Origin of the sequence: Streptomyces sp. SS7, assembly GCF_037993025.1 — a bacterium.
Classification (GTDB): domain Bacteria; phylum Actinomycetota; class Actinomycetes; order Streptomycetales; family Streptomycetaceae; genus Streptomyces.
Window position 1 is genome coordinate 9,419,435 of sequence record NZ_CP141223.1, and the last position, 14,032, is coordinate 9,433,466.

The following is a 14,032-nucleotide window of genomic DNA, read 5'->3' on the forward strand; positions in this document are numbered from 1 at the left end:
GGCTTGCGGGCGGCGCCCCGGCGGAGCACACAATAAGTCCGTTGTGACAGAAAGCGGTGCATGTTTGACTAAAGCCGGGCATCGCAGGACGTACACCACATCGGGAGACCATGTGAGCGTCGAACCTCCGTCCTCCGACCGCCCCACGGGACCGCCCTCCGGTCCCCTCTCGGGCCCCTCGCACCCACCGCCGCCGCCCTCCTCCGGACCGCCCACCGAACCGGTGGACGCGGTGTCCTCCAGCGGCTCCTCCGGCGGCTCCTCCGGTGGTTCGTCCGGTGGTTCCTCCGGCGGATCGGCGGGCGGCGGCGTCCCGGACGGCCCGCCCGGGCCCGACTCCGGACAGCCCTGGTGGCGGTCCGCTCCCCGGCTCGCCCTGCTCGGCACCGCGCTCGTGGCCGCCGTCGCCCTCGCCGTCCTGCTCACGCTGCCCGGCAGCGGCGGCTCCGGCGGTGCGGGCGCCAAGATCTTCACGCTCGCCGCCGCCAACACCGGGCCGGACCCGTTCACCGAGTCCACGGCCACCGACAGCTCCACCACGACGGCCTCCGCCGCCCCCGCACCGGGCACGACCGAGCCCGCCGGCAACGCCCTCAAGGGCGTGGACGGCGGGGCCGCCGGGGTGTACGGCGGCACCCGCGACAGCGCCAGCTGCGACGTGGAGAAACAGATCGGCGCCCTCCGGGCGGCCCCTGCCAGGAACACGGCGTTCGCCTCGGTGGCCGGGGTCGAGCCCGCAGGGGTCCCGGACTACCTGCGCTCGCTCACCCCCGTACAGCTGCGCATGGACACCTGGGTCACCAACCACGGCTACCGCGACGGCGCCGTCACCACCTACCAGTCCGTCCTCCAGGCCGGCACCGCCGTCCTCGTCGACGGACGCGGCGTGCCCCGGGTGCGCTGCGCCTGCGGCAACCCGCTGACCAAGCCCGTCCCGCAGCAGAGCGCCCCGGAGCGCACCGGCGACACCTGGCCCTCGTACCGGCCCTCCGACGTCGTCGTGGTCACCCCCGCCAAGAAGGTGGTCAAGGAGTTCGTCCTGTACGACCCCGACCACGGCCACCACTGGTTCGCGCGGCACCGCGGCGACATCAAGGGCAAGCAGGACCGGACCACGCACCCCCCGAAGCATCCCCTGGTGTTCGTGATCATCAAGCCGCCGCCGAACCCGACCGGCTCCAGCACGAGCCCCGCCACCTCCGCGTCGCCCTGTGGCCCGGACCGCAAGACCTCCTGCCCGCCCACCTCGTCGTCGCCGTCCTCCCCGTCGCCCTCCTCGCAGTCGCCGGGCTCGAAGTCCCCGTCGCAGTCCCCGAGCCCGAAGTCGCCGAGCCCGAAGTCGCCCAGCCCGAAGTCGCCGAGCCCGGAGTCGCCGTCCTCCTCGCCGCCGAGGCACGGCCTGGTGGAGGAGTCGTCGACCCCGCCCTCCTCCTCCGGGCAGAAGCCGCCGGAACCGCAGGCGCCGAGCACCTCGGTGCTGACGTCCTCCGGCTCCTTGGCGAGTTCCCCGACGCTGTGAGGCAGCCCATGCGGCCGGACGGGGACTGCGCGGCGCGGCACGGGGTACGAGCACAGGTGCAGCAGCGTCCGGCCAGTCCGGCTTCCCAGAGAGACACGCATGATCGAGCACCTGGACGGGGCAGTGATACCGACTGGTTTCGACGTACCCGTGGAACCGCTGAGGCGAGCGGCGCACTACACCGGTGAACCCGGATGCATCGCCGAGGCCCGCAGTTTCGCCGCGCACTTCGTCGACCAGCTCCGCAACGAGTGGTGCGCGCGCATCGGTGAGCGCGCGAGCGGCGAGGTCATGCTCGTCGTCAGCGAGCTCATCACCAATGCCGACCGGCACAGCAACGGCCCGTACATCCTGGAACTGGAGGGCACCGACCAGAGCGTCACGGTGTGCGTCTACGACAGCAGCGACGCGCTGCCTCTGCGCTTTCCCAAGGACCCCGAGCGCGTGGGGCGGCACGGGCTGGAGATCGTGCACGCGCTGGCGGCCGAGGTCACCGCCGAGCGCGTACCGGTCGGCAAGCGGGTCCGTGCCCTGCTCACCTTCGGCGCGTGACGGCGAGTGACCCCGGCCGACGGGGTCAGGCGCAGCCCAGCTCGCCCAGCATGCCCTCGCGCAGCCGCGTGATGATCCGCTTGATCAGCCGGGACACATGCATCTGGGAGCAGCCGAGCTGTTCGCCGATCTCGGCCTGGGTGGCCTCCTCCACGAACCGCAGATGCAGGATCCGCCGGTCGCGTTCGCCGAGTTCGGCCATGAGCGGGGCCAGCGACTGGAAGTCCTCGACCAGCCGCAGCCCGTCCTCCTCCACGCCGATGAAGTCCGCGAGGACCGACTCGCCGTTCTCCGGGCCGTCGCCGGTGAGCGCCGCGTCGAGGGAGGAGGAGTTGTAGCCGTTGGCGGCGATCTGCGCCTCGACCACCTCGTTCTCCGGCAGGTTCATCAGGGTGGCCAGCTCCGCCACGGTGGGCTCCCGGTCGAGCCGGCCGGCCAGCTCGTCGCGCGCCTTGGCCAGTTCCACCCGCAGCTCCTGGAGCCGCCGCGGCACGTGCACCGCCCAGGTGGTGTCCCGGAAGAACCGCTTGATCTCCCCGACGATGTACGGAAGGGCGAACGAGGTGAACTCCACCTCGCGGGAGATCTCGAACCGGTCGATGGCCTTGATCAGCCCGATCATCCCGGTCTGGACGATGTCCTCCATGTCGTCCCCGCGACCGCGGAACCGGCCGGCCGCGAACCGCACCAGGGACATGTTCATCTCGATGAGCGTGTTGCGGGCGTACTGGTATTCGTGCGTGCCCTCTTCGAGTTCGGTCAGCCGCTTGAAGAAGTGGCGGGACAGCTCCCGTGCGTCGCGCGGAGCGACGCTCCGCGGGTCCTCGACTCCCGGCAACGATGCTCCACCCGTGCTGGTCCCGGCGGTGTCCTCGACGACCTTGCCCTGCGACCCGATCACGGCGGTGTGCATTACCTCTCCCCACGAAAGTCACGGTTCGACGTGTTCTGTTCTCGTCCGTGAGCGGACGGGCCCTCGCCCGACGCGCTCACGGGGCGGGTACCCCGACTTCGCCGGGACATGCGCACCGAGAGGAACGATTCCCTCCGCCGTGCTCCGTGACCGGTCCGTGACGGGAGTCTCCGGCGCACGATTCCACCGAGGGCGGAACCGGAATCCCTTCCCGGCGCGCCCCCGGCTCCTAGGCTGGAGCGGTGACCGATCAAGCGCCGCGCCGAGCCCGTGTGATCCCCCTGCGCCCGCCCGCCGGACGCCCGGCCTCCGAGCGCCCCGCGCCCCGGGAGCCACTCTGGCGCGACCTCGTCGGGGACGTCCTGCGCCGGGAACGGCAGTCCCAGGAACGCACGTTGCAGGACGTCGCGGACGCGGCGCGGATCTCGATGCCGTACCTGTCCGAGGTGGAGCGCGGCCGCAAGGAGGCCTCCTCCGAGGTCCTCGCGGCCGCCGCCCACGCCCTCGGCCTGAGCCTCGGCGACCTGCTGGCCAGGGCCCAGGGCGAACTGGTCCGGCTCGCCCGGCCGGCCCGTCCCGGCCGTACGGCGAACTCCTCGTACGACGGCCTCTGCCTGGTCGCCTGACGGTGGCTCAGACGCCGACGAGGCGCCGGCCCAGTACCTCGTCGGCCAGTCCGTAGGCCACCGCCTCCCGTGCGGTGAACACCTTGTCGCGGTCCATGTCCGCGCGCAGGACGGCCGGGTCGTGACCGGTGTGCCGGGCGAGCACCTCCTCCACCTGGGCGCGGATGCGGACCATCTCCCTGGCCTGGAGCGCCAGATCCGAGACCGTGCCCTGACGGCCGCCGCTGGCCGGCTGCCCGAGCAGCACCCGGGCGTGCTCCAGCACGAACCTCCGGCCCGGGTCCCCGCCCGCCAGCAGGACGGCCGCCGTCGAGGCCGCCTGCCCGACACAGAACGTGGAGACCGGTGCCCGGACGAACGTCATCGTGTCGTAGATCGCCATCAGCGAGGTGAACGAGCCGCCGGGGGAGTTGAGGTAGAGCGCGATCTCCTGCTCGGGGGCCGCCGACTCCAGATGGAGGAGTTGCGCGATGACGACGTTGGCCACCCCGTCGTCGATCTCGGTGCCGAGGAAGATGATCCGCTCCGACAGCAGCCGGCTGAACACATCCGAGGACCGCTCGCCCCGCGCGGTGCGCTCGACCACGTGCGGAATCGTGTAGCCGCCCATGTCACAGCCCCATCCGTCGGCGAGCCGGGGTGGGCCGGACCTCGGTGAACGACTCCACCACGCGGTCCACGATGCCGTACTCCCTGGCCTGTTCGGCCGTGAACCAGCGGTCGCGGTCGCCGTCCCGGGCGATCGCCTCCGGTGTCTGTCCGGTGTGCTCGGCGGTGAGCCGCTCGATGGTCCGCTTGGTGAACTCGTGGTTCTCCGCCTGGATCTCGATGTCGGCCGTGGTGCCGCCGATCCCGGCCGACGGCTGGTGCATCATCACCCGGGCGTTCGGCAGCGCGTACCGCTTGCCGGGCGCGCCCACGCCCAGCAGGAACTGGCCCATGCTGGCCGCGAAGCCCAGGGCGAGCGTCGAGACGTCGTTGGGGATCAGCCGCATGGTGTCGTAGACGGCCAGCCCGGCGTGCACCGAGCCGCCCGGGCTGTTGATGAACAGGGCGATGTCGGTGTGCGGGTCCTCCGCCGAGAGGATCAGCAACTGGGCGCAGACCCGGTTCGCCGACACCTCGTCGACCTGGGTGCCCAGCAGCACGATCCGCTGGGCGAGGAGCTGGGCGGCGAGATGGTCGTCGAACCGGGTGGACGGGGTGTCGCCGTCCTCGGCCCGTGGGACGAGCGTGGTCGGTGCGGGCATCGGTTCTCCTCGGGGTAGCGGGGATGCCGTCGCCTTCACTGTCGGCCCCGGAGCGCACCCGCGGCCGGGTTCTCTGCCCGCGGCAGATCGGCCCTGGGCGGATCGGCCCTGGGCAGAGGGCCCGCTGGTGCCGTGACCGGAAAGGTTCACCGGCTCGCGACGCCCGGCACGGCAGCTCGCCGCGTCGTCGCATCACCCGAGTACATCCGGTGCGCGGGCGAGGCTCCGCCTTGCGATGCGCCGCACCGGACGCCGCGAGCGACTGTCCCGGCGGACAGGTCGTCCTCCGGGAGGCGACTACGCCGTGCGCACCGCCGTGTCCCCGACGGCGAGCCGGGCCCTCCGCCATCCGGATTGTTTCCGGCCGGACCGATGAGTTCCCGGACGTCCCGCGGTCGACACTGGTGACCGCGTTCCACGCCCAGGAGGGACCTCATGACCACCGACGGATTCACCACGTGCCTCTGGTTCGACGGCCAGGCCGAGGAAGCCGCCCACCACTACGTGTCGATCTTCGACAACGCCGCTGTCGGGCGGGTGACCCGCTACACGGAGGCCGGACCCGGTCCCGCCGGAACCGTGGTCACCGTCGAATTCACCGCCAACGGCCAGAAGTTCATCGCGCTCAACGGCGGCCCCGAGTTCACCTTCAGCGAGGCGATCTCCTTCCAGATCGACTGCGCCGACCAGGACGAGGTCGACCACTACTGGGCCAGGCTCACCGAGGGCGGTGGCGAGCCCGGGCCGTGCGGCTGGCTGAAGGACAAGTACGGAGTGTCCTGGCAGGTCGTCCCGACCGAGCTCATCGCCATGATCACGGACCCCGACCAGGAGAAGGCCGCCCGGGCCACGAAGGCGATGCTCTCCATGGGCAAGCTCGACATCGCGGAACTGCGCAGGGCCTACACCGGCGCGTGACGGCGGCGGCCGTGCGGTGAGGGGCTGTACGGCGGGCTGCCGTACGGCAGCCGGCGTACCGTGAGGCGTGCTACCCGGCCGCGGCCTCCGCGAGGATCTCCCGGATCACATGCCGGGAGTTCTCGGCCAGCGCCGGGTTCGTGTCCCAGTAGTACGGCAGTTGGATCAGGGAGATCGACAGGGCCCAGCCCCGGCCGCGCGCCCACTCGTCGTCGTCCGCGCCCACCGCCTCCCGGAACGTGCCGCGGGCCGAGGCGGGCAGCAGGTTCCAGGCCGGGACGAGGTCGACCGCCGGATCACCCACGCCGACCGTGCCGAAGTCGATCACCGCGCTCAGCCGCCCCCCGGCGACCAGGACGTTCCCGGGGGACAGGTCCCCGTGCGCCCACACCCCCGGCGCGGTCCGTTCCGGCACCCGCAGCGCCTCCTCCCACAGGGCGGTGACCGTGTCGGTGTCGATCCGCCCCCGCAGCCGCGCCAGGGCGTCCCGGGTGTGACCGTCGCGCCCGCCGAGCGGCCCGCCCCGGGGATTCGGCGGCCCGCCCGTGACGTCGACCCCGCGCAGCCCGGCGACGAACGCCCCGAGGTCCGCCGCCAGCCGTCGCGGTTCCTCGACGGCTCCCGCGACCGGGTTACGGCCCTCCAGCCAGCCGTAGACGGACCACGGCCAGGGGAAACCCGCGCCCGCCGCGCCCTCCGCCAGCGGCACCGGCGCGGCGACCCGCAGACTCGGCCCCAGCCGGGCCAGCCAGCGCCGCTCGTGCGCCACGTTCTCCACCGCGCCGGGATGCCGGGGGAGCCGGACCACCTTGTCGGTGCCCAGCCGGAACATCGCGTTCTCCGTCCCCGAGGACGGCAGCCGCCGCACGGGCAGCCCCGCCCACACGGGGAACTGATCGGCGATCAGCCGGCCGACCAGCGCGGCATCGAGATCGACCTCGTCCGGGCGCATCCTCTGGGCACACATGCGGCTCATTGCAGCGGACCGACGCCCGGCCGTCCAACGAAATAGATCGGCACGGGCGTCGGTCCGGCGGCTCGAACCGGCCCGCCGCTCAGACCCGGTCGGCCACGATCATCAGATACTGGAAACTGCCGTTCCTGTAGGCGGTCAGGAACGTGTCCTCGATGCCCGTGACCAGGTGGTCGGCCTGTCGGCGCAGCTCCCAGTACGGGATGGCCGTCGCGGTGAGGTCCTCGACGTGGACCGGCACCAGCCGGTTGTCCGCCATCGCCCGGAAGTACCGCGAGCGGGGGTGGATGTCGCAGATGTAGTGCGCGTTGATGAGCGACACCTCGCGCGAGGCCTGCCCGTACGTGTCGTTGTAGCAGCCGGTGATCACGACATACCGGCCGCCGCGGCGCAGCAGCCGGGCGTGCTCGGCGAACAGCAGGTCCAGCTCGACGTACATGCTCGACTCGTTGTTCCACGAGGCCGCGTACGCACCGGTCTCAAGGCCCGTGTCCAGCATGTTGCGGTGGTGGTAGCGCACCGTGTCGTCGATGCCGCGCTTACGGGCCTGCTCGTTGGCGAACGCCGCCTGTTTGGCGGAGATCGTCACCCCGTCGGCGTGGCAGCCGTAGCGCAGATTGGCCGTGACGCTGCCGCCGCCGCGCCCGCAGCCGGCGTCGAAGACCCGGTCGGACGGGGTGAGCGGACCGAGCCAGGAGGCCAGGAGCTCCGCCTGGGCGTGCTCCAGCCGGTGCAGTTCGGTGGTGATCCGCTCCTTGCGCAGCTCGGGGTCGGGCTCGTCGAGCACCGACCGGTCGGCGTCACCGACGCCGTAGTGGTGGTGGTAGAGATCGTCGATCCGGCCCAGTTCGAGGTTGACCGGGTTCTCCTCCGCGTTCCAGTAGTCCGCGATCCGGTTCTGGTAGACGGACTGGGTCGGCAGCGGCAGGGCCTCGGTGAGCGCCTCGGGGGTCATGGTCAACGGTGACTCCTTGTGATGGTGACGTGATGCTGTACTGCGTCATGTGACGGAAGGCCAGAGGTGCGCTGCTCACCAGTAGTCGGGCAGCGCATAGCGATGGGTGTTGGTGGCGTGCCACTCGTGGTTGCCGGCCACCCAGTCCGACAGACCCCGCAGGTAGCGCTCGACGAGCGGTGAGGTCGCGGCGAGCACCGCCGACTCCGACTCGAACGCCTCCATCACCTCGTTGTGGAGGTCCACCGACTTCAGATAGGCGGCCTTCAGCCCGCGCCGGTCGTTGGCGGCCACGACCTGCGGCAGGTTGAGGTGGGTGGGGTCGGACGCCAGCTCCTTGGTGAAGGAGTACAGGTCGTTCACGATCGTGGTGGCGTTGCAGGCGAGCGCCGTGACCCGCTGGACCTCCGGGCGGGCGTAGAGCTGCTCGGGCAGTTCGTAGCCGTCGACCGCGTCGACGATCGACAGACACGGCCGGAAGTTGTTGAACTGCCGCATCACCAGGTACTCCCAGACCTTGGGCCGGTACCCGGTCTCCATCCAGGCCGCCTCGCCGAGATAGCCCAGGTGCAGCCGCGCCATGTCGTGCACGTACCGGTCGCTCTGGCTGGGGGTGGCGAGGGCCGCGTAGTCCTTCAGCGCCCAGAAGTACGAGCGCAGCGGACCGTCGGCCTGCATGCCCCGCGTCCACTCCTCCTGGTGCGCGGGCGGCCCGTGGAAGGGGTCCAGCGCCGACTGCGCGAGGATCAGCCGGCCGGCCAGCCCGGTGCGGGAGCCGCCCCGGCCCTCGTCCTCCTCGCAGTAGCAGCTGTCCACGACGTTCTCCGCCAGCAGCAGCTTGCCGGCCACCGTGAGCCGGTCCAGATCGGCGGCTCCCGGATGCTGCAGCACCACGGCCCGCCCGAACTGGAACCCCGTGAAGTCGCCGTTCCACGCCGTCGGGAACAGATCCAGGCCGCGCGCCCACTCCTCCAGCCGGCGGTCGACCTCCGCCGCCTTCCGCGGGTCGGCGGGGGCGACCTCGCGGTGGCGCAGCCCCGGGATCGCACCGCCGCGCCGGGCCGTGAGGCTCGCGGCGAGGTTCGGCGGCCCGGGCAGCCCGCCCCCGCTACCGCCCAGCCGCACACTCCCGGCCGTCACTCGGCCGTCCGGCCGATCTGCACGTTCTCCAGGATGCCCGCCGCGTCCGGCACCAGCAGCGCCATCGAGTAGTACGCGGTGACCAGGTACCGGATGATCGAGTTGGCGTCGATCCCCATGAACCGCACGTTCAGCCCCGGCTGGAACTCGTCCGGGATGCCCGTCTGGTACAGGCCCACCGCGCCCTGGTCGGCCTCGCCCGTGCGCAGCGCGATGATGCTGCTGGTGTGCTGCTCGCTGATGGGGATCTTGTTGCACGGGAAGATCGGCACCCCGCGCCACGCCGGGATCTCATGCCCCTCCACGGTCGCCGTGCCCGGCACCAGACCGCGCCGGTTGCACTGGCGGAAGAACGCCGCGATCGCCTTGGGATGAGCGAGGAACAGCTTGGTCTTGCGCCGCATCGACAGCAGCTCGTCCATGTCGTCCGGGGTCGGCGGCCCGGTGAAGGCGCTGACCCGCTGACCGTAGTCGACGTTGTGCAGCAGCCCGAACTCCCGGTTGTTCACCAGCTCCCACTCCTGGCGCTCCCGGATCTCCTCGACCGTGAGCCGCAACTGCTGCTGCGTCTGGTCCATCGGGTTGTTGTAGAGATCGGCGACCCGGGTGTGCACCTTCAGCACGGTCTGCGTCAGCGACAACTCGTACTCGCGCGGCGAGAGTTCGTAGTCGACGTAGCCCGCACCGATCGTCGGCTCGCCGGTGTGGCCGGCCTGGAGCGGCTGCTCCGCCTCGCCCTTGCGGTTCATCGGCCGCCGCTGCCGCTCGGCGTACGCCCGGAGATGCGCCGCGAGCGAGGGGACCCGGGAGAGGAACTCCCGCAGCACGTCCCCCGGCAGCACCAGCAGCACGCCCGAGGTCTCCGCACGCACCGAGGACAGCCACAGCGGGTCGTCCTGTCCGATGGCCTCCTCGCCGAGCTGGTCGCCGCCCGAGACCACCCCGACGATCTCCTCCCCGCCGTACTTGCCTGCCGTGTAGCGGGTGAACCGGCCGTGGACGACGAGATAGGTCTCCGTGACCGGCTGACCCGCCTCGAAGATCACCTGCCCGGGCCGCACCTCACGGGTCCGGAAGCGGGACGCCAGCTCCGCCAGGGTGCCGTTGTCGGAGTAGCCGCGCAGGACGCGCAGCTCGGTCAGCGTGTCCGGCAGGACCCGGACGTCGTCGCCGCCGTTGTGCTCGAACTGCACCCGGCCCCGGCCCACGGACAGTTGCAGACGCCGGTTGACCCGGTAGGTGCCGCCCTTCACGTCCACCCACGGCAGCATGCGCAGCAGCCAGCGCGAGCTGATCGCCTGCATCTGCGGTTCGGACTTGTGGGTGGTGGCGAGCTGGCGGGCCGCCCGGGTGCTGAGGCTGGTGAGCGAGCCGTCGGCCGACGGCTCGCAGGGGGGTTCGTCGAGAGCGGAAGCGGTGGCACTGTCCGGTGTGGACACATTCTCTCCAGAAAGCTGGTGCGCGGAGCTGGGCGGACGGTTCGCGAAGCGCGGTTTCGAAGATCCGCAGGCACCAGCCAAACACCCTCGGTGAGCGAGGGGTACGGCGCGAAAGGGGCGGATACGGGTGGCATGGGTGCGCAGCGGGGCGGATGGGGGAGAAAGCTCCCCAAGTGCCTCAGGAGAAGGCCCGGGCACTCCCACGCGCCGCGATCAGGAGGGTTGGGAAAGATCGTTCACCAGAACGGCTGCGCCGTCGAACTGACCTGCGGCGAGGTCCCGCAGGGCCTGCGGGGCCCGTGACAGGGGATACGCATGGGTCGTCGCCCGGACGCCGAGCCGCGCCGCCAGGGTCAGGAACTCCCGTGCGTCGGTACGGGTGTTGGAGGTGACGCTGCGTAGCTCCTTCTCGTAGAACAGCTCGCGCTCGTAGCGCAGCGGCGGTACGTCACTGAGATGGATCCCGGCGACGGCCAGCACCCCGCCCCGGTCCAGCGCCCGCAGCGCCACCGGGACCAGCTCGCCGACCGGCGCGAAGAGGATCGCCGCGTCCAGCGGCTCCGGAGGCGCCTCGTGGGCGTCCCGCGCCGAGGCCGCCCCCAGCTCCAGCGCCAGCCGACGTGCCGCTGCTCCCCGGGTCAGGACATGCACCCGGGCGCCCTGGGCCAGCGCCACCTGCGCGCACAGGTGGGCGCTCCCCCCGAAGCCGTACAGTCCGAGCCGCCCGCCCGGCGGCAGCGCGGTCCGCCGCAGCGCCCGGTAGCCGATGATGCCCGCGCACAGCAGCGGCGCGAGCGCCACCTCGTCCACCCCCTCCGGCAGCGGATGGGCGAAGGCGGCCGGCACCGTCGTGTACTCGGCGTAGCCGCCGTCGGCGTCCCAGCCGGTGTACGACGACGCCGGGCACAGGTTCTCGGCGCCCCGGGCGCAGTACGCGCACACCCCGCAGGTCCGCCGCAGCCAGGCCACCCCCACCCGGTCGCCCGGCGCGAACCCCCGTACCGCCTCGCCCCTCCCCGCCACCACGCCGACCACCTCGTGCCCGGGCGTCACCCCCGGCCGGCGTACCGGAAGATCACCCTCGGTGACGTGCAGATCGGTCCGGCACACCCCGCAGGCGCGCACCCTCACCAGCAGCTCGTCGGCGCCGGGCACCGGCACCGGCCGGCGCATCAGGCGCAGCGGCTCCCCGGTCACCGGCCCGGGCTCGGCCACCGACCACGCGCGCATCGTCCCGTCCGTCATGACCCGCCCCGTCCTGCAGCCGGACCCACCCTCCCAGTGTGGGACGGACGGGCGCGTTCGGCGCGCGCAGCCACGAGCGGGTGACTAGCGTGAGGATCCGGACACAGTCGTCTCTTTCGGAAGGGCCGCCGACATGGCCGTACAACCAGAGGGAACCCCGTGCTGGGCCGACGCGATGTTCACCGACGTCGAGGGCGCCAAGACCTTCTACGGCGAGGTCCTCGGCTGGACCTTCGGCGAGTCGTCGTCGGAGTACGGCAACTACACCCAGGCCTACGTCGACGGCAAGGCGGTCGCCGCCGTCGTCCCGCCGATGCCCGGCCAGGAGGGCCAGTCGCAGTGGTGTCTGTACTTCGCCTCCCCGGACGCGGCGGCCACGGCGGCCAAGATCCGCGCGCACCACGGCGAGGTGCTGATGGAACCGATGCAGGTCGGTGACTTCGGCACGATGTGCCTGGCGCGCGAGCCCAGCGGCGCGGTGTTCGGTGTCTGGCAGGCCGGGACCCACGAGGGCTTCGAGGCCGAGGCCGTCCCCGGCGCCTACGGCTGGGCCGAGGTCTTCACCCGGGAGCCCGACCGCGCCGACACCTTCTTCTCCTCGGTCTTCCCGTACACCGCCCGGCAGATCGAGGACGACAACGTCGACTTCCGCATGTTCGACGTCGGCGACACCACGGTCCTCGGCCGGATGCGGATGACGGACGACTTCCCGCCCGAGGTGCCGTCCTACGTCAACGTGTACTTCATCGTCGACGACTGCGACGAGGCGGTGGCGAAGGCGACCAAGCTCGGCGGCGTCCTGCGCTTCGGCCCGATGACCAGCCCCTTCGGGCGCTTCGCCGCCCTCAGCGACCCGCAGGGCGCGAACTTCTCGGTGATCGACGTCACCACCACCGAGGGCGAGCTGCCGCAGACCAGGCCGGCCTGACCGGCCCCGCCGCGCGGCCATGGCATGATCGTGCGCATGCGTGAACGTGTGGTGGCCGCGTGCGACGGGGCTTCGAAGGGGAACCCGGGGCCGGCCGGCTGGGCATGGGTGGTCGCCGACGACACGGAGAGCCCGGCCCGCTGGGAGGCGGGCCCGCTCGGCAGGGCCACCAACAACGTCGCCGAACTCACCGCGCTGGAACGCCTGCTGACCTCCACCGACCCGGGTGTGCCGCTGGAGGTCCGGATGGACTCGCAGTACGCCATGAAGGCCGTCACCACCTGGCTCCCCGGCTGGAAGCGCAACGGCTGGAAGACCTCGGCGGGCAAGCCGGTCGCCAACCAGGAACTAGTCGTGCGGATCGACGAACTGCTCGACGGGCGCTCGGTGGAGTTCCGTTACGTGCCCGCCCACCAGGTCGACGGCGACCCGCTCAACGACTTCGCCGACCGCGCCGCCAGCCAGGCGGCGAGCGTCCAGCAGGCGGCCGGCAGCGAGCAGGGCTCCCCGGAGCCGCCGCCGTCCCCGGACACCCCGAAGCAGGCCCGTTCCGGCGGTGCCAAGCCGCCCCGCCGCGGCGGCGGTTCGGCCTCCCGCGGCGGCGCGTCCGCGCGCACGATCAAGGCCAGGTTCCCCGGCCGCTGCGTGTGCGGCCGGGGGTACGCGGCGGGCGAGCAGATCGCCAAGAACGCCCAGGGCTGGGGCCACCCCGAGTGCCGTACGGCCGAGGCCTGATCAGACGTCGAACGTGTAGTGCGGGGTGTGGTCGAGCAGGGCCGCCGGGGTCATGTCGTTCCACGGCTTCATGGTCTCGTTCAGATCCACGACGTTCGGCGTTCCGCCGCCCGGTGCGTACGCCGACCCCGGGTGCCGGCGCTGCCACTCGGCCCACAGCTTGTCGATGTAGGCGTGGTGCAGCCAGAACACCGGGTCGTTCGGGGAGACACCGGTCGCCATCTGCCCGCCGACCCAGACGTGGACCCGGTTGTGCAGATTGACCCCGCGCCATCCCTCCAGATGGTTGCGGAAGCCGTCGGAGGCGCTGTTCCAGGGCGCCATGTCGTACGTCGCCATCGCCAGCACCGAGTCGACCTCGGCCCGCGTCGGCAGCTCGCGCACGCTCGCGCCGAGCGACCGGCGCAGGTAGGTACGGTTGTCCACACGGACGTTGACCGGCCACTTGCCGGCCGACGCGGCGAACGGCCCGTCCATCACCTGCCCGTCCCGGCTGCGCCCCGTGCCGCCGAGGAAGTCCGGCGCCCACAGCGAGGAGCGCGGTGAGCGGTCGGTGGACCAGTCCCAGTACGGCAACGCCACCGACGCGTCCACCGACTGCAGCGCCCGCTCGAACTCCAGCAGGAAGCGGCGGTGCCACGGCAGGAAGGACGGCGAACGGTGGCCCGTGCGCTCGCCGTCGTCGGTGTCGCCGACGATGAACGCGTTGTGCGTGGTGACGAAGTCGTCGTAGCGGCCGCTGCGCTTGAGTTCGAGGACGGCGGCGACGAAACGCCGCTTCTCGTCGGTGGTCAGGGACGCCTGATTCTTGCGGACGGTCATCTGCGGGTGCTCCAAAG

At 71.9% G+C, this 14,032-nt stretch carries 15 protein-coding genes; 6 read left to right on the forward strand and 9 right to left on the reverse strand.

Annotated features, from left to right (window positions below; translation table 11 throughout):
- Nucleotides 1-112 precede the first annotated feature (112 nt).
- Both U5640_RS42420 and U5640_RS42425 read left to right on the forward strand, forming a co-directional pair.
- Nucleotides 113-1,519, forward strand: coding sequence for a DUF6777 domain-containing protein (locus U5640_RS42420; RefSeq protein ID WP_340384537.1), 1,407 nt, complete (start codon nt 113-115; stop codon nt 1,517-1,519).
- Between the two features lie 99 nt (nt 1,520-1,618).
- Nucleotides 1,619-2,071, forward strand: a complete 453-nt coding sequence (locus tag U5640_RS42425; RefSeq protein ID WP_340384538.1) for an ATP-binding protein — start codon at nt 1,619-1,621, stop codon at nt 2,069-2,071.
- 25 nt (nt 2,072-2,096) lie between these two features.
- Here the strand turns inward: U5640_RS42425 and U5640_RS42430 are convergent, their stop codons facing one another.
- Nucleotides 2,097-2,984, reverse strand: coding sequence for an RNA polymerase sigma factor SigF (locus U5640_RS42430; RefSeq protein ID WP_340384539.1), 888 nt, complete (start codon nt 2,982-2,984; stop codon nt 2,097-2,099).
- Nucleotides 2,985-3,226: 242 nt separating this feature from the next.
- Between U5640_RS42430 and U5640_RS42435 the strand changes: the two genes are divergently transcribed.
- A complete protein-coding gene (locus U5640_RS42435; protein WP_340384540.1) occupies nt 3,227-3,610 on the forward strand; it encodes a helix-turn-helix transcriptional regulator in 384 nt (127 codons plus the stop codon).
- A 7-nt stretch (nt 3,611-3,617) separates the two neighbouring features.
- Here U5640_RS42435 and U5640_RS42440 read toward each other — a convergent pair whose 3' ends face one another.
- Entirely contained in the window at nt 3,618-4,220 is a 603-nt protein-coding gene (locus U5640_RS42440; RefSeq protein ID WP_340384541.1) for an ATP-dependent Clp protease proteolytic subunit, read from the reverse strand.
- Nucleotide 4,221: 1 nt separating this feature from the next.
- On the reverse strand, nt 4,222-4,860 hold the full coding sequence (locus U5640_RS42445) for an ATP-dependent Clp protease proteolytic subunit (protein WP_340384542.1): 639 nt from the start codon (nt 4,858-4,860) through the stop codon (nt 4,222-4,224).
- Nucleotides 4,861-5,295: 435 nt separating this feature from the next.
- Between U5640_RS42445 and U5640_RS42450 the strand changes: the two genes are divergently transcribed.
- Nucleotides 5,296-5,778, forward strand: a complete 483-nt coding sequence (locus tag U5640_RS42450; RefSeq protein ID WP_340384543.1) for a VOC family protein — start codon at nt 5,296-5,298, stop codon at nt 5,776-5,778.
- Between the two features lie 70 nt (nt 5,779-5,848).
- On the opposite strand, the gene U5640_RS42455 is transcribed toward U5640_RS42450, so the two are convergent.
- The 5 genes from U5640_RS42455 to U5640_RS42475 form a co-directional block, all read right to left on the reverse strand.
- The gene (locus U5640_RS42455; RefSeq protein ID WP_340384544.1) at nt 5,849-6,745 is read right to left on the reverse strand and encodes an aminoglycoside phosphotransferase family protein; all 897 of its coding nucleotides are present in this window, start codon (nt 6,743-6,745) and stop codon (nt 5,849-5,851) included.
- Between the two features lie 88 nt (nt 6,746-6,833).
- Entirely contained in the window at nt 6,834-7,706 is an 873-nt protein-coding gene (locus U5640_RS42460; protein ID WP_340385665.1) for a geranyl diphosphate 2-C-methyltransferase, read from the reverse strand.
- Nucleotides 7,707-7,781: 75 nt separating this feature from the next.
- Complete coding sequence (locus U5640_RS42465) at nt 7,782-8,846, reverse strand: family 2 encapsulin nanocompartment cargo protein terpene cyclase (protein WP_340384545.1); 1,065 nt, start codon at nt 8,844-8,846, stop codon at nt 7,782-7,784.
- Nucleotides 8,843-10,285, reverse strand: coding sequence for a family 2B encapsulin nanocompartment shell protein (locus tag U5640_RS42470; RefSeq protein WP_340384546.1), 1,443 nt, complete (start codon nt 10,283-10,285; stop codon nt 8,843-8,845). The genes U5640_RS42465 and U5640_RS42470 overlap by 4 nt, the downstream gene beginning before the upstream one ends.
- A 213-nt stretch (nt 10,286-10,498) precedes the next feature.
- The gene (locus tag U5640_RS42475; protein ID WP_340385667.1) at nt 10,499-11,515 is read right to left on the reverse strand and encodes a zinc-binding alcohol dehydrogenase family protein; all 1,017 of its coding nucleotides are present in this window, start codon (nt 11,513-11,515) and stop codon (nt 10,499-10,501) included.
- Between the two features lie 148 nt (nt 11,516-11,663).
- Between U5640_RS42475 and U5640_RS42480 the strand changes: the two genes are divergently transcribed.
- Both U5640_RS42480 and U5640_RS42485 read left to right on the forward strand, forming a co-directional pair.
- Nucleotides 11,664-12,458, forward strand: coding sequence for a VOC family protein (locus U5640_RS42480; RefSeq protein ID WP_340384547.1), 795 nt, complete (start codon nt 11,664-11,666; stop codon nt 12,456-12,458).
- A gap of 24 nt (nt 12,459-12,482) precedes the next feature.
- A complete protein-coding gene (locus U5640_RS42485; protein ID WP_340384548.1) occupies nt 12,483-13,193 on the forward strand; it encodes a ribonuclease H in 711 nt (236 codons plus the stop codon).
- On the opposite strand, the gene U5640_RS42490 is transcribed toward U5640_RS42485, so the two are convergent.
- Nucleotides 13,194-14,015 (reverse strand): tyrosinase family protein, encoded by an 822-nt coding sequence (locus tag U5640_RS42490; RefSeq protein WP_340384549.1) that lies wholly within the window; start codon nt 14,013-14,015, stop codon nt 13,194-13,196.
- Nucleotides 14,016-14,032 lie beyond the last annotated feature (17 nt).

Excerpts from the sequence above, each read along its gene's own strand:
- U5640_RS42480 (WP_340384547.1), top strand. The coding sequence starts at position 11,664 with ATGGCCGTACAACCAGAGGGAACCCCGTGCTGGGCCGACGCGATGTTC.
- U5640_RS42475 (WP_340385667.1), bottom strand. The coding sequence starts at position 11,515 with ATGCGCGCGTGGTCGGTGGCCGAGCCCGGGCCGGTGACCGGGGAGCCG.
- U5640_RS42425 (WP_340384538.1), top strand. The coding sequence starts at position 1,619 with ATGATCGAGCACCTGGACGGGGCAGTGATACCGACTGGTTTCGACGTA.
- U5640_RS42460 (WP_340385665.1), bottom strand. The coding sequence starts at position 7,706 with ATGACCCCCGAGGCGCTCACCGAGGCCCTGCCGCTGCCGACCCAGTCC.
- U5640_RS42430 (WP_340384539.1), bottom strand. The coding sequence starts at position 2,984 with ATGCACACCGCCGTGATCGGGTCGCAGGGCAAGGTCGTCGAGGACACC.
- U5640_RS42445 (WP_340384542.1), bottom strand. The coding sequence starts at position 4,860 with ATGCCCGCACCGACCACGCTCGTCCCACGGGCCGAGGACGGCGACACC.
- U5640_RS42490 (WP_340384549.1), bottom strand. The coding sequence starts at position 14,015 with ATGACCGTCCGCAAGAATCAGGCGTCCCTGACCACCGACGAGAAGCGG.
- U5640_RS42455 (WP_340384544.1), bottom strand. The coding sequence starts at position 6,745 with ATGTGTGCCCAGAGGATGCGCCCGGACGAGGTCGATCTCGATGCCGCG.
- U5640_RS42450 (WP_340384543.1), top strand. The coding sequence starts at position 5,296 with ATGACCACCGACGGATTCACCACGTGCCTCTGGTTCGACGGCCAGGCC.
- U5640_RS42440 (WP_340384541.1), bottom strand. The coding sequence starts at position 4,220 with ATGGGCGGCTACACGATTCCGCACGTGGTCGAGCGCACCGCGCGGGGC.
- U5640_RS42485 (WP_340384548.1), top strand. The coding sequence starts at position 12,483 with ATGATCGTGCGCATGCGTGAACGTGTGGTGGCCGCGTGCGACGGGGCT.